The 24,423-nt window shown below is 59.1% G+C and carries 30 protein-coding genes; 16 read left to right on the forward strand and 14 right to left on the reverse strand.

Annotated features, from left to right (window positions below):
• Window positions 1–18: 18 nt before the first annotated feature.
• Complete coding sequence (yjgA, locus tag ACUN8C_RS06360) at window positions 19–585, reverse strand: ribosome biogenesis factor YjgA (protein ID WP_445621415.1); 567 nt, start codon at window positions 583–585, stop codon at window positions 19–21.
• A gap of 88 nt (window positions 586–673) precedes the next feature.
• Here yjgA and pmbA point away from each other — a divergent pair, with 88 nt between their 5' ends.
• On the forward strand, window positions 674–2,011 hold the full coding sequence (gene pmbA / locus ACUN8C_RS06365; protein ID WP_445621416.1) for a metalloprotease PmbA: 1,338 nt from the start codon (window positions 674–676) through the stop codon (window positions 2,009–2,011).
• A 57-nt stretch (window positions 2,012–2,068) separates the two neighbouring features.
• Here pmbA and mgtE read toward each other — a convergent pair whose 3' ends face one another.
• The 11 genes from mgtE to ACUN8C_RS06420 form a co-directional block, all read right to left on the reverse strand.
• Entirely contained in the window at window positions 2,069–3,421 is a 1,353-nt protein-coding gene (gene mgtE, locus ACUN8C_RS06370; protein WP_445621417.1) for a magnesium transporter, read from the reverse strand.
• 82 nt (window positions 3,422–3,503) lie between these two features.
• The gene (locus ACUN8C_RS06375) at window positions 3,504–3,773 is read right to left on the reverse strand and encodes an HPr family phosphocarrier protein (protein ID WP_108843858.1); all 270 of its coding nucleotides are present in this window, start codon (window positions 3,771–3,773) and stop codon (window positions 3,504–3,506) included.
• On the reverse strand, window positions 3,760–4,656 hold the full coding sequence (gene rapZ / locus ACUN8C_RS06380) for an RNase adapter RapZ (protein WP_108843998.1): 897 nt from the start codon (window positions 4,654–4,656) through the stop codon (window positions 3,760–3,762). Before rapZ ends, ACUN8C_RS06375 begins: the two co-directional genes overlap by 14 nt.
• Before the next feature lie 11 nt (window positions 4,657–4,667).
• A complete protein-coding gene (gene ptsN / locus ACUN8C_RS06385) occupies window positions 4,668–5,141 on the reverse strand; it encodes a PTS IIA-like nitrogen regulatory protein PtsN (RefSeq protein ID WP_086623137.1) in 474 nt (157 codons plus the stop codon).
• A 3-nt stretch (window positions 5,142–5,144) separates the two neighbouring features.
• Window positions 5,145–5,456: a ribosome hibernation-promoting factor, HPF/YfiA family gene (gene hpf, locus ACUN8C_RS06390; RefSeq protein WP_090135316.1), complete on the reverse strand. Its 312-nt coding sequence runs from the start codon at window positions 5,454–5,456 to the stop codon at window positions 5,145–5,147.
• A 167-nt stretch (window positions 5,457–5,623) separates the two neighbouring features.
• Window positions 5,624–7,042, reverse strand: a complete 1,419-nt coding sequence (locus ACUN8C_RS06395) for an RNA polymerase factor sigma-54 (protein ID WP_445621418.1) — start codon at window positions 7,040–7,042, stop codon at window positions 5,624–5,626.
• A 119-nt stretch (window positions 7,043–7,161) separates the two neighbouring features.
• Entirely contained in the window at window positions 7,162–7,887 is a 726-nt protein-coding gene (gene lptB / locus ACUN8C_RS06400) for an LPS export ABC transporter ATP-binding protein (RefSeq protein WP_445621419.1), read from the reverse strand.
• Window positions 7,884–8,441, reverse strand: a complete 558-nt coding sequence (gene lptA, locus ACUN8C_RS06405; RefSeq protein ID WP_445621420.1) for a lipopolysaccharide transport periplasmic protein LptA — start codon at window positions 8,439–8,441, stop codon at window positions 7,884–7,886. Before lptA ends, lptB begins: the two co-directional genes overlap by 4 nt.
• A gap of 59 nt (window positions 8,442–8,500) precedes the next feature.
• Complete coding sequence (gene lptC / locus ACUN8C_RS06410; protein WP_445621421.1) at window positions 8,501–9,091, reverse strand: LPS export ABC transporter periplasmic protein LptC; 591 nt, start codon at window positions 9,089–9,091, stop codon at window positions 8,501–8,503.
• Between the two features lie 31 nt (window positions 9,092–9,122).
• A complete protein-coding gene (locus tag ACUN8C_RS06415) occupies window positions 9,123–9,692 on the reverse strand; it encodes a KdsC family phosphatase (protein WP_445621422.1) in 570 nt (189 codons plus the stop codon).
• Between the two features lie 101 nt (window positions 9,693–9,793).
• The gene (locus tag ACUN8C_RS06420; RefSeq protein WP_445621423.1) at window positions 9,794–10,777 is read right to left on the reverse strand and encodes a KpsF/GutQ family sugar-phosphate isomerase; all 984 of its coding nucleotides are present in this window, start codon (window positions 10,775–10,777) and stop codon (window positions 9,794–9,796) included.
• Between the two features lie 218 nt (window positions 10,778–10,995).
• On the opposite strand from ACUN8C_RS06420, the gene ACUN8C_RS06425 reads away from it, so the two are divergent.
• The 9 genes from ACUN8C_RS06425 to hisD all read left to right on the forward strand — a co-directional run bounded on the left by ACUN8C_RS06425 (window position 10,996) and on the right by hisD (window position 17,968).
• Complete coding sequence (locus tag ACUN8C_RS06425; protein ID WP_445621424.1) at window positions 10,996–11,808, forward strand: ABC transporter ATP-binding protein; 813 nt, start codon at window positions 10,996–10,998, stop codon at window positions 11,806–11,808.
• A complete protein-coding gene (gene mlaE / locus ACUN8C_RS06430; protein ID WP_445621425.1) occupies window positions 11,808–12,584 on the forward strand; it encodes a lipid asymmetry maintenance ABC transporter permease subunit MlaE in 777 nt (258 codons plus the stop codon). The genes ACUN8C_RS06425 and mlaE overlap by 1 nt, the downstream gene beginning before the upstream one ends.
• Window positions 12,584–13,045: an outer membrane lipid asymmetry maintenance protein MlaD gene (gene mlaD, locus ACUN8C_RS06435; protein ID WP_445621426.1), complete on the forward strand. Its 462-nt coding sequence runs from the start codon at window positions 12,584–12,586 to the stop codon at window positions 13,043–13,045. The genes mlaE and mlaD overlap by 1 nt, the downstream gene beginning before the upstream one ends.
• Window positions 13,046–13,113: 68 nt before the next feature.
• Complete coding sequence (locus tag ACUN8C_RS06440) at window positions 13,114–13,770, forward strand: MlaC/ttg2D family ABC transporter substrate-binding protein (protein WP_445621427.1); 657 nt, start codon at window positions 13,114–13,116, stop codon at window positions 13,768–13,770.
• Window positions 13,770–14,123, forward strand: coding sequence for an STAS domain-containing protein (locus tag ACUN8C_RS06445; RefSeq protein ID WP_445621428.1), 354 nt, complete (start codon window positions 13,770–13,772; stop codon window positions 14,121–14,123). Before ACUN8C_RS06440 ends, ACUN8C_RS06445 begins: the two co-directional genes overlap by 1 nt.
• Before the next feature lie 128 nt (window positions 14,124–14,251).
• The gene (locus ACUN8C_RS06450) at window positions 14,252–14,509 is read left to right on the forward strand and encodes a BolA family protein (protein ID WP_445621429.1); all 258 of its coding nucleotides are present in this window, start codon (window positions 14,252–14,254) and stop codon (window positions 14,507–14,509) included.
• A gap of 20 nt (window positions 14,510–14,529) precedes the next feature.
• Window positions 14,530–15,789 carry a UDP-N-acetylglucosamine 1-carboxyvinyltransferase gene (gene murA / locus ACUN8C_RS06455; protein WP_108843847.1) on the forward strand — a complete coding sequence of 420 codons (1,260 nt, stop codon included), beginning with the start codon at window positions 14,530–14,532 and terminating at the stop codon, window positions 15,787–15,789.
• 56 nt (window positions 15,790–15,845) lie between these two features.
• Window positions 15,846–16,502, forward strand: a complete 657-nt coding sequence (gene hisG, locus ACUN8C_RS06460) for an ATP phosphoribosyltransferase (RefSeq protein WP_108843846.1) — start codon at window positions 15,846–15,848, stop codon at window positions 16,500–16,502.
• A 113-nt stretch (window positions 16,503–16,615) separates the two neighbouring features.
• The gene (gene hisD, locus ACUN8C_RS06465) at window positions 16,616–17,968 is read left to right on the forward strand and encodes a histidinol dehydrogenase (RefSeq protein WP_445621430.1); all 1,353 of its coding nucleotides are present in this window, start codon (window positions 16,616–16,618) and stop codon (window positions 17,966–17,968) included.
• A 30-nt stretch (window positions 17,969–17,998) separates the two neighbouring features.
• Here hisD and ACUN8C_RS06470 read toward each other — a convergent pair whose 3' ends face one another.
• Window positions 17,999–19,237 (reverse strand): Do family serine endopeptidase, encoded by a 1,239-nt coding sequence (locus ACUN8C_RS06470; protein ID WP_445621431.1) that lies wholly within the window; start codon window positions 19,235–19,237, stop codon window positions 17,999–18,001.
• Window positions 19,238–19,433: 196 nt separating this feature from the next.
• Between ACUN8C_RS06470 and ACUN8C_RS06475 the strand changes: the two genes are divergently transcribed.
• Window positions 19,434–20,189: a Nif3-like dinuclear metal center hexameric protein gene (locus tag ACUN8C_RS06475; protein WP_445621432.1), complete on the forward strand. Its 756-nt coding sequence runs from the start codon at window positions 19,434–19,436 to the stop codon at window positions 20,187–20,189.
• Between the two features lie 32 nt (window positions 20,190–20,221).
• On the opposite strand, the gene ACUN8C_RS06480 is transcribed toward ACUN8C_RS06475, so the two are convergent.
• Window positions 20,222–20,671 (reverse strand): YhcB family protein, encoded by a 450-nt coding sequence (locus ACUN8C_RS06480; protein ID WP_445621433.1) that lies wholly within the window; start codon window positions 20,669–20,671, stop codon window positions 20,222–20,224.
• Between the two features lie 209 nt (window positions 20,672–20,880).
• On the opposite strand from ACUN8C_RS06480, the gene zapE reads away from it, so the two are divergent.
• From zapE to ACUN8C_RS06505, 5 genes are all read left to right on the forward strand, one after another.
• A complete protein-coding gene (gene zapE / locus ACUN8C_RS06485; RefSeq protein WP_445621434.1) occupies window positions 20,881–22,032 on the forward strand; it encodes a cell division protein ZapE in 1,152 nt (383 codons plus the stop codon).
• A 151-nt stretch (window positions 22,033–22,183) separates the two neighbouring features.
• The gene (gene rplM / locus ACUN8C_RS06490) at window positions 22,184–22,612 is read left to right on the forward strand and encodes a 50S ribosomal protein L13 (RefSeq protein ID WP_108843840.1); all 429 of its coding nucleotides are present in this window, start codon (window positions 22,184–22,186) and stop codon (window positions 22,610–22,612) included.
• A gap of 12 nt (window positions 22,613–22,624) precedes the next feature.
• Window positions 22,625–23,017, forward strand: coding sequence for a 30S ribosomal protein S9 (gene rpsI / locus ACUN8C_RS06495; protein WP_445621435.1), 393 nt, complete (start codon window positions 22,625–22,627; stop codon window positions 23,015–23,017).
• 164 nt (window positions 23,018–23,181) lie between these two features.
• Entirely contained in the window at window positions 23,182–23,811 is a 630-nt protein-coding gene (gene sspA / locus ACUN8C_RS06500) for a stringent starvation protein SspA (protein WP_108843838.1), read from the forward strand.
• Between the two features lie 96 nt (window positions 23,812–23,907).
• Window positions 23,908–24,393, forward strand: coding sequence for a ClpXP protease specificity-enhancing factor (locus tag ACUN8C_RS06505; RefSeq protein ID WP_445621436.1), 486 nt, complete (start codon window positions 23,908–23,910; stop codon window positions 24,391–24,393).
• The last annotated feature ends 30 nt before the right edge of the window (window positions 24,394–24,423 follow it).

The raw sequence follows: 24,423 nt of genomic DNA on the forward strand, positions 1-24,423 counted from the left end.
CGCCGACCGGGCCGGGCCCTAGAGCCCGGCAGTATCGCGAATCAGGCGGAAGAGCTTGCGGGCACTGGCCGGTGGCTTCTCGGCTGCGCGTTCTGCCCGGGCGTTGCGTACCAGCTGTCCCAGCGTCTGGCGATCCACATCCGGGTATTCGCTGACAAAGGCCGTGATGGTGTCGTTGTCGCCTTCGATCAGGCGGTCGCGCCACTGCTCAAGGTGGTGAAAGCCGAGCTCTCGCTGACGCTTTTCGCGAGACATGGTGTCGAATTCGGCACGAATCTCGTCGAGATACTCATGACGCATGATCTTGCCGACATACTGCATGTGGCGGCGTCGCGCTTCACGTGAGGTAATGCGACGGGTCTCATCAATGGCGGCCAGCAGATCATCGGACAGCGGCAGGCGGGCACGCTCTGTCTCGGACATGGCAATGATCTGTTCGCCCAGTTCCTTGAGCTCCTGCGCTTCCTGCTTCAGGCGGGTCTTGTTGGGACGGCCATTGTCATGATGAAACGCATCATGCTGGCTATCGGTGTCAGACGACGTCTCCTCAATCGAGGGGGCGCGTGAATTTTTTCGTGGCGACATGCAAGGGCTCCGGCGAGCGAAGGACAAATGAATAAGGTGGACGAGTATATCAGGCTCGTTCCCCCTCCAGGGCAGACAGGAGAGCGCCATGGCGAGCACACTCGATATTGATGATCAGCAGGCGACACTGGAAGCGGCCGTAACGCAGGCGCTGGCGTACGCCCGTAACGCAGGCGCCGATGCCTGTGAAATCGGTGCCAGTGTCCAGCAGGGCATGGAAATCAACGTACGAAAGGGCAGCGTTGAGACGCTGGAGATGGCACGTGATCAGGGCATCGGCGTTACGCTGTATCTTGGCCGGCGCCGGGCCAGCGTCTCCAGCAGTGACGCCTCACAGACCTCGCTGACGGACGCCATCAAGCGTGCGATCGATATTGCCCGCTATACGGCAGAGGACCCGGCCGCCGGGCTGGCCGACCCGGAACTTCTGGCGCAGGACATGCCTGATATGGGCGTTCATCACCCCTGGGCGCTGGAGCCCGATGACGGCATCGAGCTTGCCAGACGCTGTGAGCAGGGCGGCCTTGCCGTTGAGGGCATCGACAGCAGCGATGGCGCCTCGCTCACGACCAGTGAAGGGGTGAGTGTTTACGCCAACAGCCACGGCTTTATGGGGGTGACGCGTGCCAGCCATCATTCGCTGTCGTGCATGATGATTGCTCGCGATGGTGCAGGGATGCAGCGTGATCACGACTATACCGTCAGCAGCGATGCCGCGCGTCTCAGGGCGCCCGAGTCCGTCGGGCGCGTAGCGGCCGAGCAGGCCATGGCGCGGCTGGGTGCCCGGCCGATGGATACCGGCAGAATGCCGGTAATGTTTACGCCGAGCATGGCGCGCTCGCTGATCGGACATCTGCTCAACGCCATTGCCGGCGGGGCCATTTTTCGCGAATCCTCCTTTTTGTGCGACACGATGGGAGCGTCCCTGTTTCCCGAGTGGCTGAGCCTTGGAGAGCGCCCGCGCGAGTATGGCGCCATGGCCAGCAGTGCCTATGACGATGAAGGGGTCTATACGCGTGACAATGACTTCATTGTGGACGGGCGGCTGGCCAGCTGGATGCTCTCGAGCTATAGCGCCCGGAGGCTGGGGCTGGTCACCACCGGCAACGCTGGTGGGGCGCGCAACGTGCGTCTGCAGGCCCCGCTTACGCCTGAAAAAGCGCTTCTGGGCAGCGTCGAGCGGGGTGTCATGGTGACCGAGTTGATGGGACAGGGCGTCAATACGGTCACCGGAGACTACTCCCGCGGCGCGGCCGGTTTCCTCATTGAAAAGGGCAAGATCGTGGCACCCGTGGAAGAGTTCACCATTGCCGGCAACCTGCGCGACATGTACGGCAATCTCGTGGGGCTGGGCGATGACATCGACCGGCGCAGCAGCGTGCATACCGGCAGCTGGCTGATCGATGACATGATGGTTGCAGGATAGGCAAACAGCTTGTGCGTCTTCGGGGCATCATGATGCCCTGAAGGCCCTGTCGTTTTGTCAGTACATGGCCGTGGCCAGGCCCAGAAAGGCCACAAAGCCCACGACATCGGTAATGGTGGTGAGCAGCACACCGCCGGATAGGGCCGGATCGATCGACAGCCTTTTCAGAATGACCGGAATCAGGGTGCCGGCCAGCGCGGCCACCAGCAGGTTGATGACCATCGCCATGGCGATGATGATGCCCAGCGTCATGTCATGGAAACGGGCCACGGCCATGACGGCCACCACCACGGCCCAGAGCACCCCGTTAAGCGAGCCGGACATCAGCTCGCGCACGACCAGCCAGCGGACATTGGCACCCGAGACGTGCCCCAGCGCCAGACCGCGAATCAAGACAGTCAGGGTCTGCGAACCGGCAATCCCGCCCATGCTGGAAACGATGGGCATCAGGACGGCCAGGGCAGCAATCTGCTGAATGGTATCTTCGAAAAAGCCGATGGCAATCGAGACGATGGTGGCGGCGATCAGATTGATGCCCAGCCAGACGGCGCGCCGGCGACTGGTCCGCAGCACGGGGGCGAAGGTATCCTCTTCATCCTCGAGACCGGCCATGCTCATCATGGTGCGTGCCGAGTTTTCACGAATGACATCGACCACGTCATCAATGGTAATGCGGCCCAGCAGCCGGTTGTCGGCGCTGATCACCGGCGCCGAGATCAAATCCCTGCGCTCAAAGATGCTGGCCACCTCATCTTCATGCATCAGTGCGGTAAGGGTGACCACGTCGGTATCCATGATTTCACGCACGCTGATACCGGGGGCACTGACCAGAATCCGATTGATGGGCAAAACGCCTATCAACTCATTGTGCCGCGTCACGACCAGCAGGTTATCGGTGGATTCAGGCAGGCGCCGGTGTCGACGTAGATAGCGCAAAACCACATCCAGGGTGACGTCCGGGCGAATCGTGATGGTGTTGGTGTCCATCAGTCCGCCGGCCGTATCCTCGGGATAGGACAGTACCGCCTCGATGCGCGCCCGACGGGAGGGCGTCATCATCGACAGGATGTCTTCAAGCGTGGTGTGGGGCAGGCGCTGAAGCAGGTCAGCGGCGTCGTCGTTGTCGAGCTGCTGAGTGGCCATCAACAGCTGTGACGCATCCATCCGGGTCAGAAACTCGGTCTGAATGTCATCATTGAGATATTGAAGAATTTCGCCCTTGGCGTGACTGTCGACCTGCTCCCAGAGAATGTCGCGCTCGCGTGGCGGCGTGGATTCCAGCAGCTGGGCAATGTCGGCAGGGGGCAGGCCGCGGCGGAGCAGGCGGCGTACCTGATCCATTTCCCGCTGCGCCAGAGCGTTTTCAAGTCGCTCCAGACGAGGCTGACGTCCTTTATGGTCATTGCTCATTGTCGCGACATCCCTGTGTCAGCCCATTCAAGAGCCGTATTCTAGCAAAGTGTCGAACAATGTTTGTGAGTGCCTGACGGATCTACTGATCTTCGTCAAAGCGCGCCTCGAAAAGCGCCACGATGGCGTTCAGCGCCTCTTCGGCATCCTCGCCTTCTACCTGCACCTGCACCACGCTGGTACAGGGGGCGGCCAGCATCAACAGGGACATGATATTGGCCGCGTCCGCGCTACGGTCACCGTGATAAATCGTGACGCTTGAGGCAAAGGGCTGACAGCACTGTACAAGACGTGTCGCGGCCCGGGCGTGCAGGCCGCGACGATTGGTCAGGGTCAGTTCACGCTGAAGCATCACCCGCCTCACTGACAGCGCGCTGAATGGTCAGTTCGCGGTGGCGAATGCGTACCGCCGGGAACTGACCGGCAAAATGCTCACCAAGCTGCTCGGTCAGATAGACCGATCGATGCTGGCCGCCGGTACAGCCAATGGCCACGGTCAGATAGCTGCGGTGGCTGGCCAAATAGGACGGCATCCAGCGCTCCAGCCACTGACAGATGTCATCAAACATCGCCTTGACTTCATCATGGGCTTCCAGAAAGGCGATCACGTCACTGTCCTGTCCGGTCTGGGTACGATAGCGCGGGTCCCAGTAGGGATTGGGCAGACAGCGGACATCGAATACCATATCGGCGTCCAGCGGCACGCCGCGCTTGAAACCAAAGGACTCAAAGGTCAGCGTCAGTTCGTTGACGGCATGACGGGCAACCTGCTCGGCGATGCGGCGGCGCAGGTCATGTACCGACTGACTGGAGGTGTCAATGACCAAGTCAGCGGTATTACGGATGGGCGAGAGAAACACATGTTCGGCTTCAATGGCCTCGGCCAGCGTCATCTGGGTTTCACGCGTCAGCGGATGGCGCCGCCTGGTACCGGCGTAGCGTTCCAGCAAAACGCGGGAATCCGCGGTGAGATAGACCACCCGGCAATGAATGCCGCGGGTGGACAGCGCTTCCAGATGTTCCGGAAAACGCTCCAGCTCACTGGGCAGGTTACGGGCATCAATGCTGACCGCAACGCGGTTACGATGCGGGCTGCCGGCTTCGAGCTCGTCGATCAAGGCAGACAAAAGCATTGCCGGAAGATTGTCGATGGCATAAAAGCCCTGATCTTCCAGTGCCTGCAGCGCAATGGATTTACCGGAACCGGAGCGTCCACTGACGATAACAAGTTCCATGGCCATGCTGCTTATACTCGCGTGGAAAGTTGGCTGATGGCCTGCATCAGGATGTCATGAAGTTCCTGCTCATCATGGGCGTTGCGCAGGGCATGCCGGGTTTCGGCGGCGTTCATGACTTCAGCGATCTGCGCCAGCAGGGAAAGATGCGTGTCTTCAGCAGCTTCAGGCACCAGCAGCACAAAAAGCAGATCGACGGGTTCGCCATCAATGGCATCGAAATCCACGGCCTGTTGAAGACGCATGAATCCCGCCAGTGGCTGGCGGCAGTGCGAATTGCGGGCATGGGGAATGGCCACGCCATTCCCCACACCGGTACTCCCCAGACGCTCCCTGCTGATCAGACGGGAAAAGACTTCCTGGCTGTCGAGACTGGGAATGTTTTGTGAGATGAACCCGCTGAAAAACTCCAGCACGCGCTTCTTGCTGCCTCCTTCCACATCAAACAGGATTCGGTCGGAGGGGAGTATCTGGTCAAGTGTCATGGGTTACAGGTATTTGCCGTTGCCCTGGGAGCGGGCCTGTATTTTCTCCTTGTGCTTGAGCAGCTGTCGATCAAGCTTCTCGGTCAAGGCATCGATGGCAACATAAAGGTCTTCCTGCTCGGCCTGAGCATGAAGTTCGGCACCTGCGGCATGTAGCGTGGCCGCGGCCTGCTGGCGCTCCTTTTCGACGGACAGCGTCACCTGAACATTGGTGATGTTGTCATAGTGACGTTCCAGCTTGGCAAGCTTTTGGTTGACGTGCTCGCGCAGTGCATCGGTCAGTTCGACGTGGTGCCCGGTAATGTTTACCTGCATGGCATGCTCCCTGGATCGAAACGGATAACCGGTAGTCCGTATGGACTGCCGGACCTGCAAGCCTCTCCGGCTACTATCAGATTGTAACGCTTTTCCCGTCAGCGCAAACCCTGAATCATGTTGTTATGTTTCACGAATGCTTTCCGGCGGCCTGGTATCACAATGGCTCATGCCAGACGTTTACGCTCGCTGGAAGAGGGAATGCCCATGGCCTCACGATACTTTGCCACGGTGCGCCTGGCCACCATGATGCCGTTGTCGGCCAGAAGCTGCACCAGCCGGGCATCGGAGAGCGGGCGTCGCGGCGCTTCATCGCCGATGAATTTGCGGATTCGGGCGCGAATGGCCGTGCTGGCATGGGCGTCACCTTCCTGGCCGACGTGGCTTGAGAAGAAATACTTGAGCTCCACGATGCCGCGAGGCGTATGGATATACTTGCGCGTGGTGACCCGGGAAATGGTGGATTCATGCATGTCCACGGCCTGGGCAATGTCGGCCAGAATCATGGGTTTGAGCGCCTCGTCCCCGTGCTCGATGAAGCCTGCCTGACGCGTCATGATCTCCTGCCCTACCCGCAAGAGGGTATCATTGCGACTCGACAGGCTCTTGAGCAGCCAGCGTGCTTCCTGAAGATGCTGCTTGAGAAAGGTGTTTTCCTCGCTTTTATCGGCACGGCGCACCAGTGCCGCATAGTCGGGCTGGATGCGAAGCCTTGGCAGGGACTCCTGATTGAGCTCGACCTGCCAACCCTGTCGCCCGTGGTAGCGCAGTACCAGATCGGGAATGACAAGGTGCTGATCTACCGATTCAAACGCCTGGCCCGGGCGCGGGTTAAGCGAGCGAATGGTGTGGATCACCTGATCAAGCGCTTCATCATCAAGGCTCAGACGTCGCTTGAGAAGACGCCGGTCGTTTTGCCCCAGCGGTTCGAGAAACTGACGGATCATGCGGCGTGTCTGGGCAAGCCAGGGGACATCCTCCGGCAGCTGGTCAAGCTGCAGCAGCAGGCATTCGCGCAGGTCGCGCGCAAAGACTCCGATCGGTTCACACTGCTGAAGTCGCGACAACATGCGTTCCAGCTCGGCCTGACGCAGATCACCCAGGCCCTGCTGTCGAAGGCCCTTGCCAAGGTCCTCAAGTCCCGCGCCCAGATAGCCACTGGGTTCGAGAGCATCCAGCAGGGTATCGGTGATCAGGTGCTCGCGCGGGTCCATATCCATCAGCAGAATCTGTGCACGAAGATGTGACGCCAGATCGACGGCCAAGGCGTTGTGCTCGATGTTGAAGCTGTCATCGCTACCGAGGCCAGCAGTGCTGCTGCCGTTGGTATAGAGATCCTCCCAGCGGGCATCCAGCGGCAATTCCTCGGGGATATCGCTGGACCATTCGTCCTGAGACAGCGGCGTTTCCGGCTGCTCAATGGTGTGCTCTTCCTCGGTGTCCAGCAGCGGGTTGCTCTCCAGTGCCATCTGGAGTTCCTGCTGTAAATCAAGCGTGGACAGCTGCAGCAGGTGGATGGCCTGCTGCAGTTGAGGCGTCATGGTGAGATGCGTGCCAGTGCGCAGCTGTAAGGCGGGTTTCATCATGTTCGCAAGGCCCGGTCGCCAACGTTTGATGTCACGCTATCCAGTCCGCAACGACCTTGCAAGTGCTGAAGGTGCTACAAGCAGCAATTATCATGCCATTTGCCAACAACCCATCGGGATTAAAGGCGAAATTCGTGACCCAAGTAGACGTCGCGCACATGCTGATTGTTCAGGACAGCGTTGGCATCTCCTTCGGCAATGATCAGGCCGCTGCCGACGATATAGGCGTTATCACAGATATCCAGCGTTTCACGCACGTTGTGGTCGGTAATCAATACACCGATACCACGGGTACGCAGCTGGCGGATAATGCCCTTGATCTCGCCGACCGAAATGGGATCGACGCCGGCAAAGGGTTCATCGAGCAGAATAAAGGCCGGTTCGATGGCCAGCGCCCGGGCGATTTCGACGCGGCGTCGTTCACCACCCGAAAGACTCATGCCCATGTTGTCCCGAATATGGCTGATGCTGAACTCTTCAAGCAGCTGGTTCAGCCGTTCGCGACGCTGATGACGGTCCAGGTCCCTGCGGGTTTCAAGGATGGCCATGATGTTGTCGGCCACGGAGAGCTTGCGAAAGATGGACGCTTCCTGAGGCAGATAGCTGATGCCGGCATGGGCGCGCTGGTGCATCGGACGACGGCTCAGGTCGAGATCATCGATGGCCACGTGTCCGGCATCGGCCTGAATCAGCCCGACGATCATGTAAAACGAGGTGGTCTTGCCGGCCCCGTTGGGGCCGAGCAGCCCGACGATCTCTCCCTGTCTGATCGACAGGCTGATGTCCTGAACGACACGGCGCCCCTTGAAGCTTTTGGCCAGATGGGCTGCGTGAAGGGTTTTCATTGGTTGCTGCTGCCCTGTTGATCTTCGGGAGTAAGCTGCATGCGCACACGGCCGTCGGAGTTGCCGGAAGTGCTCTTGTCCTGAGCGCTCTGGCCGCCACGGGCGTTGACCTGACGGGAGTCTAGGAAATACTCCACGTAGCCGCCGTTAAAGGTGTCTCCGTTTTGATGCAGCTCGGCGTTGCCGATCAGCTCAACGCGCCGCTCTCCAGCGTGATAGATGATGGTGTTGCCCCAGCCCTTGGCCAGCGGGTCGCTGGGCGCCGGCTGCTGCTCAATGTAGGCGCGCCCACCGCTGCCGCCCTTCGCGGTCAAGCTCGAGAGGGCGCCGCTCTGGGCGCGCTTGAGCTCGACCCGACTGGAGCGCAGCTTCATGGTGCCCTGATCGACTTCGACCGTGCCGGTATACACGGCCGTCCCGGCACGGTTATCGATGTTGAGTTCATCGGCGCCGATATTGATGGGTTTCTGGCGATCGCTTTCCAGAGCCATGGCCTGCTGGCCGAGCATTGCCAGCAGCAGGGCAGAGGTACACAGCAGCAGAGGGCGCGTCATGGGAGATCCTTGTCGTCATTCATGTGTGAAAAAAGCGGCCATGGGTGAAAAGGCAGCGATTACTGGCGAATGGGCGGATGAAATCCCTGCACATCGCCCTCAAGCGTCATGCGATCTTCATTGACCCAGCCGTTAAAGCGGTCACCGCGGGTACGCTGCTCGTTTTGAGTGAACACAGCGTCGCTGTCGCTCCATGCGTGCTTTGACGGTAGGTCATAATGCAGCACATCCGTTTCAAGTTGCCACCCATCCGCCGGTTGACGCAGTACGGCCTTGCCGGCCAGCTCGAACGTGTTGGCATCGGGTCCGAGCGTGGCGCGCTCACCATCGGCGGTCCATCGGTTGCCGTCATCGCCCAGCAGTGTGAAATGCGGGGTGACGGCGCGGGTCACATCATCTTCAGGCGTGTGAGACACCCGCGGGCTTTCCATGGTCTGGGCCCTTTGCCCCTGTTCATCAAAGCGGGTATAGGTCACGCCTTCGAGATAATAATCGGGGGCGCCCTCAGCGCTGTCCGGAGCAGGGCCCGGGGCCATCAGGGTATTGCGCTGATCGATCAGTGTCAGCACGCCCCCCAGGGCCAGTACCAGTATCAAAATGCCAAGACGTGCCCGTGTTCGTCCGGAAGGAAGTCTGTCTCGAAAAGCCATATGCACGTCCTGTCGGGTAAGCGGTGCAGCCTCAGGGCCGCTCATGAGCACCAATGATATCCTGCCAGAGGCCTTTCGCGTTAAGGAGCCATTCACAGAGTTCCCGTACCGCGCCGTGCCCACCGGGCGTCCGGGTCACCAGATCGGCACGCTCACGAATATAGTCCGGTGCATCTGCCACCGTCACGCCCAGGCCCGCATGTAAAATGGCGCCGAGGTCAGGCAGATCGTCGCCGCAGTAGCACACCTCTGCGGGCTCGAGACCCAGTTCTGCCATCAGTGCCCCGAGTACGACGCGCTTGTCATCACGCCCCTGGATGACGTGGGCAATGCCCAGTTCCTGCGCGCGTCGGTCAACGGCCGGCGAGACCCTGCCCGTGATCAGGGCAACATCGATGCCTGCCTGCATCAGCAGCTTCAGGCCGAGCCCGTCACGAACATGAAACACCTTGTCACCATCATGCTCGGGCCGTGAGGCGTATCGAAGCCGGCCATCCGTTAAAACGCCGTCAACGTCCAGCGCCAAAAGACGGATGGGGCGGGCGCGTTCGCCCAGTGCAGAGACTGTCAGTGCAGAGACTGTGTCATCAGATCGTGTCATGGCGTTTTGTGTCAGTTCTCCGGCATGGCGACCAGCGGCCCGGGTTCGATCGGGCCGCGGTGGCCATGTCGTCTTGTGGGCGAGTAGGCATCAGGGCGATACTAGACGATGCCGCTTCTAAGCAGGTCATGCATCTTGAGAAGTCCGGTGGGTCGCTGTAGATCATCGACGACGACCAGTGCCGTAATACGATGATCCTCCATGACCCTGACGGCTTCAGCTGCAAGCGTCTGCGCCCCGATGGTACGGCCCCCCGGCGTCATGATGTCCTGAATGATCAGCTGTCGGACATCGCCATGGCGATCGATTGTGCGGCGTAGATCCCCATCGGTATAGATGCCCACGAGGCGGCCGGCATCATCGGTAATACACGTAAAGCCGTGCCCCTTGCGCGTCATTTCGACCAGTGCCTCGCTGAGACGCGCATCCTGTCGAATGACCGGAAGCTCATCACCGGTGTGCATCAGATCCTCTACTCGCAGCAGCAAGCGCTTGCCCAGTGTGCCGCCAGGATGGGACAGGGCAAAATCCTCGGGGCTAAACCGCCGCGCTTCCAGCAAGGCGATCGCCAGGGCGTCACCGAGCGCCAGCGCCGCCGTGGTCGAGGAAGTGGGGGCCAGATTCAGCGGGCAGGCTTCCTGAGCCACACTGACATCAAGATGGACATCGGCGTGTCTGGCAAGACTCGAGGACGCGTTGCCGGTCATGGCAATCATGGTGGTGCCCAGACGCTTGAACAGGGGCAGCAGGGCAGTCAGTTCGGCCGTTTCTCCCGAATTGGACAGTGCCAGAACAAGATCGTCGCGCACCAGCATGCCCAGGTCGCCGTGGCTGGCTTCACCGGCATGCACGAAAAACGAGGGCGTGCCGGTGCTGGCAAGCGTGGCCGCCGTCTTGCGTCCCACATGGCCCGATTTACCAACGCCTGTGACCACCACTCGCCCGTGACATGCCAGCATGTGCTGACAGGCGTGGGTAAAGGGCGCATCAAGGCGCTCGCACAAATCTCTCAAAGCGTTCTGCTCGAGTAAAAGCGTGCGACGTGCGCTGGCCAGAAAGTCGTGATCGATATCAGGTGTTGTCATGGCCGTGAATTCTGACGCCGGATGTCGCGGGGCACAAGCGCAACCGTGTGTACAGACCAGGATCATCAAGGCTTGAAAAGGGCCGCTGGCGGGTCCCGGTGCGATTCGATTTTTATGCCTTTATGGCAGTTGCCCTTAACTGAGGCTGGTGGGGGCGGGCCTAATTCGGATACGATGTTCGCTAACTCCATATCCTTTTGTGTTCATTCAGGAGTTGTATGTCCGACTCAACACTGGTCAGCGTCGAGAACCTGCATTTCTCGCGAGCTGGCAGACCCATTTTTTCGGGCGTTGATCTGGAGATCCCAAAAGGGCGCATTACGGCCATCATGGGACCCAGTGGCACTGGCAAGACAACCCTGCTCAAGCTGATCGCCGGACAGCTCACGCCCGATTCGGGCAGTGTGCATGTCGGTGAGGACAATGTGCATCGACTTTCCCGGCAGGCGCTGTTTCGAATGCGGCGTCGCATGGGCATGCTGTTTCAAAGCGGGGCGCTGTTTTCGGATCTGAGCGTGTTTGAAAACGTGGCCTTTCCGATACGGGTCCACACTGACCTGCCCGAGCACATGATCCGTGATCTGGTGCTGATCAAGCTGCAGGCAGTGGGTCTTCGTGGCGCCCGTGATCTGATGCCCGCCGAGCTTTCAGGCGGCATGACAAGGCGTGTGGCGCTGGCACGTGCCATTGCCTTGGATCCGGATCTGATCATGTACGATGAGCCCTTTGTCGGTCAGGATCCCATCTCGATGGGGGTGCTGGTCACGCTGATTCGCCGACTCAACAGTGCCTTCAACATGACCGCCATCGTGGTCTCCCATGATATCAAGGAGACGCTGTCGATTGCCGATCATGTCTATGTCATTGCCGATGGCCGTGTGATGGCCAGCGGATCTCCGGCGTCCCTGCGCGAGGCTCAGGACCCCCGGGTCAGCCAGTTCATTCGAGGCGAGCCTGATGGGCCGGTGCCCTTTCATTATCCTTCGAAGAATTTTTATGAGGATATTCTTGCGCCCTCGGAGGTGTCTTGATGTCACCGTTGATATTTCTGGGCCGCAAGACCCTGAATACGCTTGAGTCACTCGGGCGCAGTGCCATCTTTCTGGTTCAGGCCCTGTGTCATCTGCCCCGACTCGAAGGCGCCAGACTCTGGCTTCGACAGATGTACTTTGTCGGCGTCATGTCTCTGCCCATCATCGCCGTGTCGGGCCTTTTCATCGGGATGGTCATTGCGCTGCAGGGCTATCTGGTGCTGTCCGGATTTGGGGCTGATGAAGCGCTGGGTCAGATGGTGGCACTGTCGCTTTTGCGAGAGCTTGCGCCTGTCGTGACGGCGCTTTTGTTTGCCGGACGTGCCGGTTCGGCTCTGACGGCTGAAATCGGCCTCATGAAGGCCACCGAGCAGCTCTCCAGCATGGAGATGATCGGCGTCGATCCGCTGCGCCGTGTCATTTCGCCGCGACTATGGGCCGGATTCCTGTCCATGCCGATACTGACCGTGTTTTTCAGCGTCATCGGCATCATGGGCGGCTATCTCGTCGGTGTGGACTGGCTGGGCGTTGATCAGGGCTCGTTCTGGGGCAATATGCAGGGCAGCGTGATTTTCATGGATGATGTCGTGAATGGCATGTTGAAAAGCGTGGTCTTTGGCATCGTCGTGACATGGATCGCCGTTTTTCAGGGTTACGATCTCGTACCGACCTCCGAGGGGATTTCACGTGCCACGACCCGAACAGTGGTATTTGGTTCGCTGGCCGTACTGGGGCTGGATTTCATTTTGACTGCGCTGATGTTTGGAGAATTCTAATGAAGCGCTCTAAGTGGCTTGAAGCCGGTGTCGGTGCCTTTGTACTGGCCGGATTTCTGGGGCTCGTTTTTCTGGGTCTACAGGTAAGTGGGTTTGCTCCAGGGCAGGCTGAACAGAACTTCACGGTGTATGCGAACTTCAGCAACATCGGTGGTTTGAAGGAGCGCTCACGGGTCACGATGGCGGGGGTAACGGTTGGCCGTATCACCAATATCGAGCTGGACCCGCAGTGGCTTGAAGGGCGTGTGACCATGGAGATCGACAGTGATGTGGGTGAAAAACTGTCGGAAGACTCCACGGCGTCTATCCTGACAGCGGGACTTCTGGGCGAGAAATACATCGGCCTTTCGACCGGCGGCGCGCCTGAAATGATCAAGGATGGCGGCACCATTCGCGATACGCAGTCGGCCCTGGTGCTGGAAGAGCTGATTCAGCAGTTCGTCTCGAACATGTCCAAATAACCCGAATGACAGGCGCCGAGAGATCATGGCGGCGCTGGTGCAATTTGTATAATCAGGAGGTGCAGTAGATGAAAAGGGTCTCCCGCTATGTTGGCGTGCTGGTAGCCGCCATGCTCGGTATGGGCGTTCTGTCTGCTCAGGCGGCCAATCAGTCTCCGCACGAGGTGGTCAGTCAAAGCGTTGACAAGCTGATGTCAAAGCTCGACAACAATCAGGACCGCTATCGCAATCATCCTGATGAGCTGAAAAGCGTGGTCGAGCAGAATATCGATCCCATCGTTGACTGGCGCTATGCCTCGGCCAGTGTCATGGGCAAGTATTTTCAGGCAGCCAGTCCCGAGCAGCGCAGTCAGTTTGCCCGCGTCTTCAAGCAGACGTTGATCGACACCTATGCGCAGGGGCTGGTGACGTTTGACTACAAGGACGTGCGTGTTCTGGATAATAACCAGAATCAGCGCTACGAGAATCAGGCCAGCGTCGATATGGAAGTGATCGCGTCCAATGGCGAACGCTATCCGGTCTCCTATACCCTGCGTGACCGCGACGGCAACTGGAAAGTGATCAATGTGGTGGTCAATGGCATCAACCTGGGCCTGACCTTCCGCAACCAGTTCGATCAGGCCATGCGTTCCAACAATCGTGACTTTGATGCTGTCATTAATGGCTGGTCGCCCGATGTCGATCTTGAAGACGGCGACGGGGACAATCAAAAGGCAAAGGACTGATGAGCGAAACGCTCTACGGTGATGATGTCGTCACGCTTGAAGCCCGTGATGCCGCCCTTTATCTGAAAGGCGCCCCGGGCTTTGACAATGCATCGGATCTGGCGACCGCCGGTATCGACTGGCTGAAGGGATACGATGGCACTCAGGTCTCCTTCAATCTGTGTGGTGTCAGCCGAACCAGCAGCGCGACCATCTCGGTGCTGCTTGAATGGTTGCGCGTTGCGCAGGCAAAAAAGCTGGAAGTCGATCGCATTACGCTTTCCGACAGCATGCGCGAGCTGATCGAAATGGCCGAACTTGGCGATGTGTTTCCGGCTCATGAAACCTCATTTGCCGCGGCCGATGAGACATGAGGTTCTGAGCCTGCGGGTTCTGTTATTGAAAAGCGGCGTCACTGACGCCGCTTTTTTTTATGTCCATTCGCGCGGGGTCGTGCTTTTCATTTACCATTGGCGACCAACAAACCAGTAAAGGAGTCATCATGCAGCCTGATGAGGTCAAGCGTCTGCTTGAGGCGCGCGTCGAATCATGTGTGTTTGAGGTTCAGGGAGAAGGGTGCAACTTTCAGGTCACCGCCATTGGTGATGTCTTTGAAGGCATGACACCTGTCAAGCGTCAGCAGCTCATTTACGCCGCGCTTTCCGAAGAGATTGCCAGCGGCGCGCTGCATGCCATTAGCATCAGGACCATGACGCCGGCTCAGCGGGCCGCTGCGTCTCCTGATTCAGATCGTGCCTGATTGCCTTGGAAGTCTGGTGAATGGATAAACTGATTATCAGCGGTGGTCGGCCGCTGTCCGGCGAAGTCTGGACCTCGGGCGCGAAGAATTCGGCCCTGCCCATTCTTGCCGCCACATTGCTGGCCGATGAGCCGGTTATCATTGGCAACTTGCCGCATCTGCAGGACATTACCACCACGCTTGAGCTGCTCGGGCGCATGGGGGTAGAGCCCATCATGGGTGAGAAGATGAGCATCCAGCTGGATGGTCGCGTCAAGGACTGTCATGCCCCCTATGATCTGGTCAAGAAGATGCGGGCCTCGATTCTGGTGCTGGGCCCGTTGCTGGCGCATTTTGGCACTGCCGATGTCTCGCTGCCGGGTGGTTGCGCCATCGGTTCGCGTCCGGTCGATCTTCACATTCGTGGCCTGCAGGCCATGGGCGCCGATATTCGGGTGGAAGCCGGCTATATTCGTGCCAGAGCGCCCGGCGGTCTGAAAGGCGCGCATATCGTGCTGGACACGGTCACGGTCACGGGCACGGAAAATCTTCTGATGGCCGCCACCCTGGCCCATGGCCGTACCGTTTTGGAAAACGCCGCTCGTGAACCGGAAATCGTGGATCTGGCCGAGTGCCTGATTGCCATGGGGGCGAACATCAGCGGCCATGGCAGCAGCACCATTGTTATTGATGGCGTCAAGCGTCTGCATGGCTGTCGCTACGATGTCATGCCTGACCGCATCGAAACCGGTACTTTCCTGGTCGCGGCTGCGGCTACCCGTGGCAGGGTTCGGGTGCGCAATGCCCGCGCCGATACCATGGAAGCGGTGCTGCTCAAGCTGGAAGAGGCCGGCGCCGAGATCGAAACCGGTGACGGCTGGATCTCTCTGGACATGCATGGTCGCAGGCCGAAGGCTGTCAACATCCGCACGGCCCCGTATCCCGCCTTTCCGACCGATATGCAGGCCCAGTTCGTGGCGCTCAATGCCGTCGCCGAAGGCAGCGGCCGCGTGGTGGAAACCATTTTTGAAAATCGTTTCATGCATGTTCAGGAAATCAACCGCATGGGGGCGGACATTTCCCTGGAAGGCAACACGGCACTGGTGAACGGCGTCGAGCACTTGAGTGGTGCTCCGGTCATGGCAACCGACCTTCGTGCCTCGGCCAGTCTGGTCATTGCCGCCCTGGTCGCCGAAGGCGAGACCGTGGTGGATCGTATCTACCATATCGATCGTGGCTATGAGTGCATCGAGGAAAAGCTTCAACTGATGGGGGCGCGTATTCGCCGCGTGCCGCGTTAACGGGCCGTCGGGGGGACACGCCATGCCGATTCATTTTTGCAGCCATTGAAGATCACATGAGTAAACCGCTGATACTGGCGCTCTCCAAGGGGCGAATTCTCAAGGAGACGCTGCCGTTGCTGGCTGCTGCCGGCATTGAGCCGCTGGAGCCACTCGACAAGAGCCGCAAGCTCCTGTTCGACACCAGTCTCGAGAACGTCAAGCTGGTGATCCTGCGCGCTGTCGATGTGCCGACCTACGTACAGATGGGCGCAGCCGATGTGGGCGTGGCCGGCAAGGATGTGCTGCTCGAGCATGGGGCTCAGGGGCTTTATGAGCCGCTGGATCTGGAGATATCCCGCTGTCGTTTGATGACTGCGGGTATTGAAGGCGTCACGCCCGGGCGTGCCCGGCGTCGTGTCGCGACCAAGTTCGTCAATATCGCCCGACGCTATTACTCGGATCTGGGCATTCAGGCCGAAGTCATCAAGCTTTACGGGGCGATGGAGCTGGCACCGCTCATGAATCTTGCCGACGAGATTGTCGATATCGTGGATACCGGTAATACCCTGCGCGCCAACGGTATGGCGCCGCGCGAGCTGATTGCCGATATCAGTACGCGGCTGGTGGTCAACAAGGCGTCCATGACCGTGGAACATGCGCGTCTGGGGCCATTGATCGAGCGTCTGGGGCAGGCGGTGGCAGAACGTCGCCAGGACAGCCTGACGTCCTGAGTCCTGCAACCTGACCGGCTTTCAACGATCAGGTTGCACCAGGGGGGGCACGTCACCGGCGCGATACGTTACTCTCCGGCAATGGCCGGAAGGCAAGGAGTCATTCAGGCGTAATGGACAAGCAGAGCATACATCGACTTTCGACAGACCAGCCGGATTTCGTGTCCCGGCTGGACACGCTGCTGGACTGGGAAAGCGTTTCAAGCGCTGACATACAGCAAAGCGTCGATCGCATCATTGCGGACGTTCGCAGTCGCGGTGATGCAGCCGTCATCGATTTGACCCGCCAGTTCGATCGTCTTGATGTTCAGGACATGTCGGCACTGACGCTGGGCGCCGAGCGACTGGAGCAGGCGTGGCAGGGGCTGCCGGAAGAGCAGCGCCAGGCGCTGGCGGTAGCAGGCGATCGTATTCGCGCCTATCACGAGCGGCAAAAGCCCGAATCCTGGTCCTATCAGGAGGCCGATGGTACCCTGCTGGGTCAGAAGGTGACGCCACTGGACCGGGCCGGTGTCTATGTGCCCGGTGGCAAGGCAGCCTATCCATCATCGGTGCTGATGAATGTTATTCCGGCGCATGTGGCCGGCGTGAAGGACATCGTCATGGTCGTGCCGACCCCGGATGGTGTGCTCAATGAGCTGGTGCTGGCCGCGGCCCATGTGGCTGGCGTTGGTCGGGTGTTCACCATTGGCGGTGCTCAGGCCGTGGCAGCACTGGCCTACGGCACTGAAACGATTCCGAAGGTCGACAAGATCGTGGGGCCGGGCAATATTTTTGTGGCCACGGCCAAGCGTGCCGTATTCGGTCAGGTCGGCATCGACATGATTGCCGGGCCGTCGGAAATTCTGGTGGTCTCCGATGGGGGCACCGATCCGGACTGGCTGGCCATGGATCTTTTCTCACAGGCCGAACACGATGAGGATGCCCAGGCCATTCTGATCAGCTGGGATCAACAGCATCTGGATGCGGTGGCAGAAAGCATCGAGCGGTTATTGCCGACACTCGAGCGCGCCGAGATCATTCGGGCATCGCTGTCCCGTCGCGGCGCCCTGATTTTGGTGGAGGACGAGGCGCAGGCGCTGTCACTGGTCAACCGCATTGCCCCGGAACACCTGGAGCTTTCGGTCGAAGAGCCGCAAAGGCTGGCCGAGCAGGTTCGCCATGCCGGTGCCATCTTCATGGGCCGTTACACGGCCGAGGCGCTGGGCGATTACTGTGCCGGCCCCAACCATGTTCTTCCCACCTCGGGGACGGCACGATTTTCCTCACCGCTGGGCGTCTATGACTTCCAGAAGCGCTCATCGCTGATTCAGTGTTCGCCGCAGGGCGCTTCAACACTTGGGCAGACGGCATCGGTGCTGGCCAGAGGCGAGTCGCTCACGGCACACGCCCGCTCGGCTGAAAATCGTATCGATGGCCACTCTCGTGTCGAGAACAACAGTCGTGTCGAGAGCGACAAGCACTGATCCAGACGTTTTTCAGCTATCGACCGCCGGTCAGCTTTCGGGCTGAACCGGCGTTACCGGCCGGCTTGGGCGTTCGCCCACGCTGACAGTCACCTTGAAACGCTTGCCATTACGGTAAAGTTCTACCGGGAGCTGCTTGCCGGGCTCCACCTCTGCAATATCCACCATGGCGGTCTGGGCATCCAGCAGCGGCTTGCCGGCCATCGACAGGATCAGATCGCCTACCTTGATGCCTGCCTGTGCGGCGGGGCCACCGTCCACGACATCCGATACCACCACTCCGCGCGGGGCGTTGATGTCCAGTGATGACGCAAGGCTTGAACTGACCTCTCTGGCCTCGATGCCCAGCCATCCCCTGACCACGCGCCCGCGAGTGACAAGATCGTTGAGGATGCCGTGTGCCAGATTGGTGGGAATGGCGAACCCGATGCCCTGTGAGCCACCGGTGCGGGAAAAGATGGCCGTGTTGATGCCGACAAGGGCGCCTTCGGCATTCACCAGTGCGCCGCCCGAGTTGCCCGGGTTGATGGCCGCGTCTGTCTGAATGAAGTCCTCATAGGCATTCAGTCCCAGATGATTGCGGCCGGTGGCACTGATGATCCCCATGGTCACGGTCTGTCCCACGCCGAAAGGGTTGCCGATGGCCAGGGCAATATCGCCGACGCGGGTGTTGGTCGCATCGGCAAGATCAATGACCGGGAGGTTGTCCAGGTCGATCTTGAGTACGGCCAGGTCCGTCTCCGGATCGGTACCGATCACGGTGGCCAGTGTCTCACGCCCATCTCGCAGGGCGACCTGGACTTCATCGGCACCGCTGATGACGTGGTTGTTGGTCAGGATATAACCCTCATCGCTGACGATGACGCCGGAGCCAAGGCTTGACAGCATGCGCCGGCGCCCGGACTTGCTGTTGCCAAAAAACTGTTCGAAAAACGGGTCAGACATCAACGGGTGATGATCGCGCTCCACCAGTCGTGATGAGTAGACATTGACCACCGCGGGGGCGGCATGCTGTACGGCGTCGGAGTAGCTTGCCGTGCCGGACCCGCGCTGCAGGGGTGCGGCGTTTCGCGTCACGGGGGGCATGCGCTGCACGGGCGGTGTGGGGGCCGGCGTGGTGGTCGGGGCGGTAGCGGCCTGACCCTGCCGGGCATCGCTGGCAGGGCGGTCGCCACTGTCAACGATCTGTGGCATGTGATCCAGCAGTACCAGCGCCAGTAGAACGCCACAGACGACCGGCCAGATCAGGGGCACCAGAAATCGGCGCATGACAACATCCTTTTGAAACAGGCAGCCCGGAGCTGCAGACTTGCAGGTTGTTCGGATCCGACATGCGGGTCAAAGGCGTTGCCTTCTCGCATGCCGGCCACAATGTCGTATAAAAGTTGAGCGAGTTTATCACCCGGGCGTCAGCAATGTCTGATGCTGGCGGACACTTTCAAACATCGATGGGGGGAGAAAATACATGATCGAGCGCAACGAGTTACTAAAAGACATGAAGACGCTGCTTGTGCCAGAGCGCTTCAAGGACTTTACCGTCAACGGGCTGCAGGTTGAGGGTCGAGACCGGGTGACCCGCATCATGAGTGGTGTGACGGCCAGTCAGGACCTGCTTGATGAAGCGGTAGCCTGGCAGGCCGATATGGTGCTGGTACACCATGGCTATTTCTGGAAAAACGAGCCGGTGGCGATTACTGGCATGAAGCAGCGCCGTATTGCCACGCTGTTGGCGCATGGCATTAATCTGGTGGCGTGGCATCTCCCGCTGGACGCTCATGCAACGCTTGGCAATAACGTTCTGCTGGCCAATCGCATGGACTGGCAGGTGCAGGGCGTACTTGACGGCGAGATGGGGCAGGGGCTTTTGTATCACGGCGACATGACACCGTGCTCACAGCAGGCGCTGGCCGAGCGGCTCCATCAACGTCTTGATCGCAAACCATTGATGATTTCAGGCCATGATCGGCCCATCGAGCGTTTGGCATGGTGCACCGGTGGTGCGCAGGACATGATCATTGAGGCTGCAGAGGCCGGTATGGACGCCTTCGTTTCCGGAGAGGTTTCGGAGCGGACCACGCATCTGGCGCGGGAAATGGGGATTACCTATTATGCGGCCGGCCATCACGCCACCGAGCGCGATGGCATTCGTGCTCTCGGAGAGTGGCTGGCGCAGCGCCATGACATCGAGCACCGCTTTGTCGATATCGACAATCCGGTGTAACGGCCGCCGGAAGTCCGGCGACCATGGGTCGATCAGTATCGCGGCGGTTGCGGGTCCGTGCTGTCGCCTTCCTGCTTCTGGCGCAGCCCGTAACTCTCATCGAGCGTGCCGTTGCTGTCAGCGTAGTCGCGAGGAATGTGAAGAGAGCTCGTGTCCTCTTCGCTGTCCTCGACAACGTCGGCCTGGCGGGGGCGCTTGAGTGCCGGGTCGCTGGCCATGGTGCCTGCATCGGTATCGAGTCGGGCCTGAAGCTCTTCGCTCTGACGGGTGATGTTGCGTGCAAGCGTCGTGACATCGGCAAAATGCGTATTCACGCTCTCGCGCAGTTTTTTGAGCTCAAGCTCGGTTTCGGCCAGTCGCTGCTTGAGTTTCTGGCTGGTGTTTCTCTGGCTGCCCGAGAAATGGCGAATCAACACGCCGATCGCGATGCCTGCCAGCAGTGCCACAATGGCGACTACCCAATCGATATTGCCTTCGTTCACCAATATTCCCCTCTTCAATGCTGATTGCACGCACGACCGGCGTGACCATGCGATAAGCCATTATAGAAGGCGTCATGTTGTCCGGGTCAATTCACTCACGACATAATCGTGCCCATCAGCGCTGATAAATCACCCTTGCGCAGGGCGAATCAGCACGTGTCACGCTGTACAATCATGGGTACCCGATCTTCTGCAAGGCACCAGATAACATGTCCAGACTTTCCCCGCGAGAACAGTACCGGCAGGATCTTGAACGTGAAGGCTTTCAGCATGACAGCTCTCAGGAGAAGGCGGTTGAGCACCTGCAGCGCCTTTATGAAGCACTGACCAGCAGACCACGCCCCAAGCCTTCGACAACCGCGGCCGATAGTGGGCTCAAGTCAAAAATGTCGGGATTTTTTGGCAAGAAAAGTGCCCCGTCAGCGCCCACGGCGCCCGCCGAACCGGAGATCAAGGGGCTTTATTTCTGGGGTGGGGTAGGTCGAGGCAAGACATGGCTGGTGGATACCTTTCATGACAGCCTGCCCTTTGATGACAAGATGCGTACGCACTTTCATCGCTTCATGCAGCGCGTACACAAGGAACTGGGCGTTCACAAGGGACAGAAAAACCCTCTGACCCTTGTGGCGGCAAAGCTTGCCGGAGAGGCCAGGGTCATCTGCCTTGACGAATTTTTCGTCAAGGACATTACCGATGCCATGATTCTGGGCAACCTGCTGGATGCCCTGTTCGCCCAGGGCGTAGTGCTGGTGACAACCTCCAATATCGTGCCGGATGAACTTTATAAAAACGGTCTGCAGCGTGACCGGTTCCTGCCTGCCATCGAATTGCTCAATCGTCACTGTGACGTGGTCAATGTCGATGCGGGTATCGATTATCGAATGCGCACCCTGACGCGCGAGGAAATCTTCCATACGCCGGCCGATGACAGCGCTGACGACGCCTTGCAGGAGAGCTTTGTGCACCTGGCCGGCGAATCAGGGCAGGAAGATACGCTGCGCATCAACGGACGAGCGCTGAAGGCTCGCCGCTGTCATGAGGGGGTGGTCTGGTTTGACTTCAAGACACTGTGTGACGGCCCGCGCAGCCAGAATGACTATATCGAGCTCTCGCGCCAGTACCACAGCGTACTGATCTCCAATGTGCCGGTCATGGGGGCCGCGATCGAGGATCAGGCGCGACGCTTTATCAACATGGTGGATGAGTTTTACGACCGTGCCGTCAAGCTGGTGATGTCGGCGGATGCCGAACCGGAATCCCTGTATAGCGGTGGTGAGCTGGCCTTCGAGTTTGAACGTACGGTCTCGCGTCTGCAGGAGATGCAATCAAGCGATTATCTGGCGTTGACTCACAAGCCCTGACTGTGATTAACCCCTTGTTCGCCGGACGCTGGCTCTGTACAATGCGCGCTCGCTTATCGTTGTTGTGTCTGCCTGCAGGGGCAACAACCAAGAAAAATAGGGATTGGCAGGGCAGCAGCAGCGCTCTCGCCACAACCATGGTGATTCATACATGAAGACGTTCAGCGCCAAACCGCAGTCCGTGCAGCGCGACTGGTATGTCATCGACGCTGCAGACAAGACTCTGGGTCGACTGGCTACCGAGATCGCTCGCCGCCTGCGTGGCAAGCACAAGCCCGAATATACACCTCACGTTGATACCGGCGATTACATCGTCATCGTCAACGCCGAGAAGGTCCGTGTGACCGGCAAGAAAGCCTTTGCCAAACAGTATTACCGCCATACCGGTTATCCGGGCGGCCTGCGTTCGATGAACTTCGAGCAGATGATCGATCATGCTCCGGAGCGTGTTATCGAAATCGCTGTCAAGGGAATGCTGCCCAAGGGCCCGCTGGGTCGCGCCATGTATTCCAAGCTCAAGGTTTATGCCGGTGGTGAGCATCCTCATGCGGCGCAGCAACCTCAGGCACTGAATCTCTAAAGGAACATTTTCATGGCACAGCAGCAGTACTACGGCACAGGCCGCCGCAAGACCTCTACCGCACGCGTTTTTCTGCGTCCGGGCAATGGCAAGATCACGGTCAACAAGCGTGAACTCAACGAATATTTCGGCCGCGTGACCGCTCAGATGGTCGTGCGCCAGCCGCTTGAGTTGACCGAACTGACCAACCAGTTCGACATTTTTGTCACCGTTCAGGGTGGCGGCGGTTCTGCACAGGCAGGCGCCATTCGTCACGGCATTACTCGTGCCCTGATGGAATACAATGAAGAACTGCGCGCTCCGCTGCGCACCGCCGGCTATGTGACGCGTGATGCGCGTATGGTCGAGCGCAAGAAGGTCGGTCTGCGCAAGGCACGTCGTCGTCCCCAGTTCTCCAAGCGTTAAGCTTCGACGTCATGTCACAGGATGCCCGGGTGTTTTCCCCGGGCGTTTTTGTGTCTGCAGGACAGTTTTTGCATCTCTGTTGAACGCTGTGGTTGCCAATCCGGCAACCCGAAAGGCGTGCTCTCGTGTTATTATCCAGCTCGTCATTAAAGTGAGGACTTTCTATGGGTGTTGTGGCCAAACGATCGTCAATGACGTTCTATACAGGCAGTGACGACCATTACAGCCATCGCGTCAGGATCGTGCTGGCCGAAAAGGGGATTTCCGTTGACATTATTGAGGTCAACGATGAGCATCGTCCGGCGGAGCTGGCCGACCTCAACCCCTATAATAGTGTGCCGACACTGATTGATCGTGATCTGGTTCTTTATGAATCCAAGGTCATGATGGAATACCTGGATGAGCGTTTTCCGCATCCGCCACTTTTGCCGGTTTACCCGGTGGCGCGTGCTCAAAGTCGACTGTGGATGCATCGTATCGAGCGTGAGTGGTGCCCCATGGTGGAGCGTATCCTGTCACCGGGTTCCAAAAAGGAAGTCGAGCAGGCGCGCAAGGAATTGCGCGAGAGCCTGATCGGTATCAGCCCGATTTTTGAAGATATCCCGTTTTTCATGAGCGAAGAATTCTCGCTGGTGGACTGCTGTCTGGCGCCTATCCTCTGGCGTTTGCCGGCACTGGGTGTTGATCTGCCCGAACAGCAGGTCAAGCCGCTGATGGGCTATATGGAAAGGCTGTTTGCGCGGGATGCCTTCCGGGCATCGCTTCTGGAGTCGGAGCGCGAGCTTCGCAGCTGATCGGATTATCGCTGCAGGTGTTGGATGGCCTGCAGTCAACAGACTGATTGATGCGCAGGGTCTTTCATTTGATGCATTCTTCAGTGAGGTGAAAACATGCATTCCAGCCGTCCCTATCTGATTCGTGCGTTGTATCAGTGGCTGCTGGACAACGACTGTACACCCTATGTCGTTGTCGATGCCGAGCGCACGGGTGTGGTAGTACCAGAGCAGTTTGTTCAAAACGGCCAGATTGTGCTCAATATCGGCCCCGGGGCTGTTCGAGAGCTTTTCATGGAAAATGACATGGTGGCCTTCAACGCTCGTTTTAGCGGGCAGCCGATGACGGTTGAATTGCCCATCGATGCCATCATCGCCATCTATGCACGCGAAAACGGCGTGGGCATGGTCTTTGGTCAGGAACCTGTCATGCCGGATGACGCCTCGGGTGCTGCCGAGGCGGGCAGTGACGAGCTCGACGAGCGAGACTCGCATCTGGGGGCAGTGGCGAGAACGGATGAAGAAAGTGGTGAGGGTAATGATGATAACGACGATGATTCCCGTCCTCGCAAGGGACGTCCGTCTTTGAAGGTTATCAAGTAATTATCTGATACTGCGTCGCTATACCAACGG

The sequence above is a fragment of the Kushneria sp. Sum13 genome (assembly GCF_052692355.1).

Bases quoted from the DNA above. Each gene is read 5' to 3' on its own strand.
- yjgA (WP_445621415.1), bottom strand. From the start codon at position 585: ATGTCGCCACGAAAAAATTCACGCGCCCCCTCGATTGAGGAGACGTCG.
- pmbA (WP_445621416.1), top strand. From the start codon at position 674: ATGGCGAGCACACTCGATATTGATGATCAGCAGGCGACACTGGAAGCG.
- mgtE (WP_445621417.1), bottom strand. From the start codon at position 3,421: ATGAGCAATGACCATAAAGGACGTCAGCCTCGTCTGGAGCGACTTGAA.
- ACUN8C_RS06375 (WP_108843858.1), bottom strand. From the start codon at position 3,773: ATGCTTCAGCGTGAACTGACCCTGACCAATCGTCGCGGCCTGCACGCC.
- rapZ (WP_108843998.1), bottom strand. From the start codon at position 4,656: ATGGAACTTGTTATCGTCAGTGGACGCTCCGGTTCCGGTAAATCCATT.
- ptsN (WP_086623137.1), bottom strand. From the start codon at position 5,141: ATGACACTTGACCAGATACTCCCCTCCGACCGAATCCTGTTTGATGTG.
- hpf (WP_090135316.1), bottom strand. From the start codon at position 5,456: ATGCAGGTAAACATTACCGGGCACCACGTCGAACTGACCGATGCACTG.
- ACUN8C_RS06395 (WP_445621418.1), bottom strand. From the start codon at position 7,042: ATGATGAAACCCGCCTTACAGCTGCGCACTGGCACGCATCTCACCATG.
- lptB (WP_445621419.1), bottom strand. From the start codon at position 7,887: ATGAAAACCCTTCACGCAGCCCATCTGGCCAAAAGCTTCAAGGGGCGC.
- lptA (WP_445621420.1), bottom strand. From the start codon at position 8,441: ATGACGCGCCCTCTGCTGCTGTGTACCTCTGCCCTGCTGCTGGCAATG.
- lptC (WP_445621421.1), bottom strand. From the start codon at position 9,091: ATGGCTTTTCGAGACAGACTTCCTTCCGGACGAACACGGGCACGTCTT.
- ACUN8C_RS06415 (WP_445621422.1), bottom strand. From the start codon at position 9,692: ATGACACGATCTGATGACACAGTCTCTGCACTGACAGTCTCTGCACTG.
- ACUN8C_RS06420 (WP_445621423.1), bottom strand. From the start codon at position 10,777: ATGACAACACCTGATATCGATCACGACTTTCTGGCCAGCGCACGTCGC.
- ACUN8C_RS06425 (WP_445621424.1), top strand. From the start codon at position 10,996: ATGTCCGACTCAACACTGGTCAGCGTCGAGAACCTGCATTTCTCGCGA.
- mlaE (WP_445621425.1), top strand. From the start codon at position 11,808: ATGTCACCGTTGATATTTCTGGGCCGCAAGACCCTGAATACGCTTGAG.
- mlaD (WP_445621426.1), top strand. From the start codon at position 12,584: ATGAAGCGCTCTAAGTGGCTTGAAGCCGGTGTCGGTGCCTTTGTACTG.
- ACUN8C_RS06440 (WP_445621427.1), top strand. From the start codon at position 13,114: ATGAAAAGGGTCTCCCGCTATGTTGGCGTGCTGGTAGCCGCCATGCTC.
- ACUN8C_RS06445 (WP_445621428.1), top strand. From the start codon at position 13,770: ATGAGCGAAACGCTCTACGGTGATGATGTCGTCACGCTTGAAGCCCGT.
- ACUN8C_RS06450 (WP_445621429.1), top strand. From the start codon at position 14,252: ATGCAGCCTGATGAGGTCAAGCGTCTGCTTGAGGCGCGCGTCGAATCA.
- murA (WP_108843847.1), top strand. From the start codon at position 14,530: ATGGATAAACTGATTATCAGCGGTGGTCGGCCGCTGTCCGGCGAAGTC.
- hisG (WP_108843846.1), top strand. From the start codon at position 15,846: ATGAGTAAACCGCTGATACTGGCGCTCTCCAAGGGGCGAATTCTCAAG.
- hisD (WP_445621430.1), top strand. From the start codon at position 16,616: ATGGACAAGCAGAGCATACATCGACTTTCGACAGACCAGCCGGATTTC.
- ACUN8C_RS06470 (WP_445621431.1), bottom strand. From the start codon at position 19,237: ATGCGCCGATTTCTGGTGCCCCTGATCTGGCCGGTCGTCTGTGGCGTT.
- ACUN8C_RS06475 (WP_445621432.1), top strand. From the start codon at position 19,434: ATGATCGAGCGCAACGAGTTACTAAAAGACATGAAGACGCTGCTTGTG.
- zapE (WP_445621434.1), top strand. From the start codon at position 20,881: ATGTCCAGACTTTCCCCGCGAGAACAGTACCGGCAGGATCTTGAACGT.
- rplM (WP_108843840.1), top strand. From the start codon at position 22,184: ATGAAGACGTTCAGCGCCAAACCGCAGTCCGTGCAGCGCGACTGGTAT.
- rpsI (WP_445621435.1), top strand. From the start codon at position 22,625: ATGGCACAGCAGCAGTACTACGGCACAGGCCGCCGCAAGACCTCTACC.
- sspA (WP_108843838.1), top strand. From the start codon at position 23,182: ATGGGTGTTGTGGCCAAACGATCGTCAATGACGTTCTATACAGGCAGT.
- ACUN8C_RS06505 (WP_445621436.1), top strand. From the start codon at position 23,908: ATGCATTCCAGCCGTCCCTATCTGATTCGTGCGTTGTATCAGTGGCTG.